This window comes from Microbacterium sp. NPDC055442 (assembly GCF_053644215.1).
The window spans coordinates 1-1,952 of the sequence record NZ_JBSHLF010000013.1 but is presented as its reverse complement, the minus strand read 5'-3'; the positions used below and the strand labels follow the sequence as shown (position 1 = coordinate 1,952).

General features: G+C 37.6%; 2 protein-coding genes. Both read left to right on the top strand.

All coding sequences use genetic code 11. From position 1 onward, the window contains the following. Positions 1-739: 739 nt before the first annotated feature. Positions 740-913 carry a hypothetical protein gene (locus ACWIBS_RS15150; protein ID WP_375839303.1) on the top strand — a complete coding sequence of 58 codons (174 nt, stop codon included), beginning with the start codon at positions 740-742 and terminating at the stop codon, positions 911-913. Between the two features lie 90 nt (positions 914-1,003). After that, positions 1,004-1,912, top strand: coding sequence for a rolling circle replication-associated protein (locus ACWIBS_RS15145; protein WP_375839305.1), 909 nt, complete (start codon positions 1,004-1,006; stop codon positions 1,910-1,912). Positions 1,913-1,952 lie beyond the last annotated feature (40 nt).

Sequence of the window (1,952 nt, the reverse complement as noted above, 5' to 3'; positions counted from 1 at the left end):
CAATTTTGAAAACACAATTTCGTTTCTCCAGTATAACACAAAACGTGATTTTTGAAGCAAAACGGTTCCTCTTTATGGAGCCGTTTTTTTTATTTCCCGAAGGGTTATTTGTCAGAATGACAAACCGATTTCGAGCCGGCGAGAACCCATTGTCACACCACGATTTAGGGGGTGTGTATAAATGGGCACTCTCTGTGAAATTTGAAGCTTTGAAATTCCGAATGGCGCACTTATACACTCTGTCGAGTGAGTGCTAAAATGCTGAAGCATTTCCGTCAAGCGTGTGGAGGAATCTTGTAGAGAGATATAGCATAGATACCCGTATCTCTAGAGATATTTTGGTATATCCCTGCTATATCTATGGGGTATCTATGCTATATCTTTGGCTTCAAAAACGGCACCTGTTCTAAGAGCATAGAAACTCAACAGGCACAGCCTGTTTGACACCCTTTTTTTTAGGGTGGCACCGAGTTTCCTTATGCTCTTTTTCTCTGAAGCTAAACCTGTTTTATATGTCGTAGTCTTTTTATTGGGAGTGACCCCTTGCTGTACAATTTCCGGAGGTGCCGATAAGGGACGAATTTTCCCTTGTCGGTTGCCTTTGGGGATTGTAAGGGGTGGAGGCTCGGAATCAAAAGGAAACGAAATATCATTCCGAGTGTGCTTCTTTTTTCTGTTCTTGAATTCTATTATTTCCAATGTTAGAATTATGTTAACAACTTGTTAGGAGTGTGTTTGGATGGAAGAGAAAAAACAAATTGGACCTCGAATTACTGTTGAAACATTTAAAAAGCTAGAGTTATTAGCCGAACATTTTACAAAACACAATGAATTTGGAAGAGTTTCAAAAGATGCTGTAATTGAGTTTGCTATTAAGGAATTGTATAGGGACTATTTGGGAAAAGGACGCTAATTTTTGTTGAAAAACTGACTTCGGATTTGGGGTTCTTTATTATTAACTTGATTTTAATTAAACATTACAGGAAAAATTGAGGGGAAATGGATGGATAAACGCAATGGTGACGCGGTTTTCATAGCTCCAAATGATGTTGTAAAAGTGACCACTATGAATCACGTCATTGAAGTTCAGCATATGGAGAAGATGAACCGGAAAAATAATATCAAAAAATTGGACAAGGATAGGTTTGTAGACCTCTCTACTGGGGAGATCCGGGAGTTCGAGCATTCGGAAAATCGGCAGGAAAATTATAATTCTTTGAGACAAACCTTTAAGAAGCTGCGTTATTTGATAAATAACAATTTTATAGGACGGCCAAATGAATTACATATAACTTTGACATACAAGAAAAATATGACGGACACGAAAAAACTTTATAGTGATTTTCAAAATTTTATCGACAGGTTGCGTTATAAATACAAGAAAGAAAGTTCGATAGATTATTTATCGGTGGTAGAGCCACAAGGACGTGGAGCCTGGCATTGTCATGTTTTAATGCGCTTTAATGATTTGGATAAGATTTATATTAAAAATGCTGAATTAAGGAGTCTATGGGGTTTAGGATTTGTAACAATCAAGTCATTAAAGGATATAGACAACATAGGAGCCTATTTGAGCGCTTATTTGACTGATATAGACCTAGAAGATGTCCAAGACAGGGAAACAGCCTTAAAAGTGGCTTCAGAGGGCTGTGAGGTGCAAACAAAGATCGTAGAAGGTCGGGAAAAGAAATTTTTAAAAGGCGGACGGCTGCACATGTATCCTTCCGGAATGAATATGTATCGAAAATCAAAAGGGATTGTTAAGCCGGAACGGGAAGAAATGAAGTTCGGAGACATAAAAAAAGTAGTGGGTTCGGCAAAACCACACTACGAGAAAAGTTATCATGTCGAAAATGACAATTTTGAAAACACAATTTCGTTTCTCCAGTATAACACAAAACGTGATTTTTGAAGCAAAACGGTTCCTCTTTATGGAGCCGTTTTTTTTATTT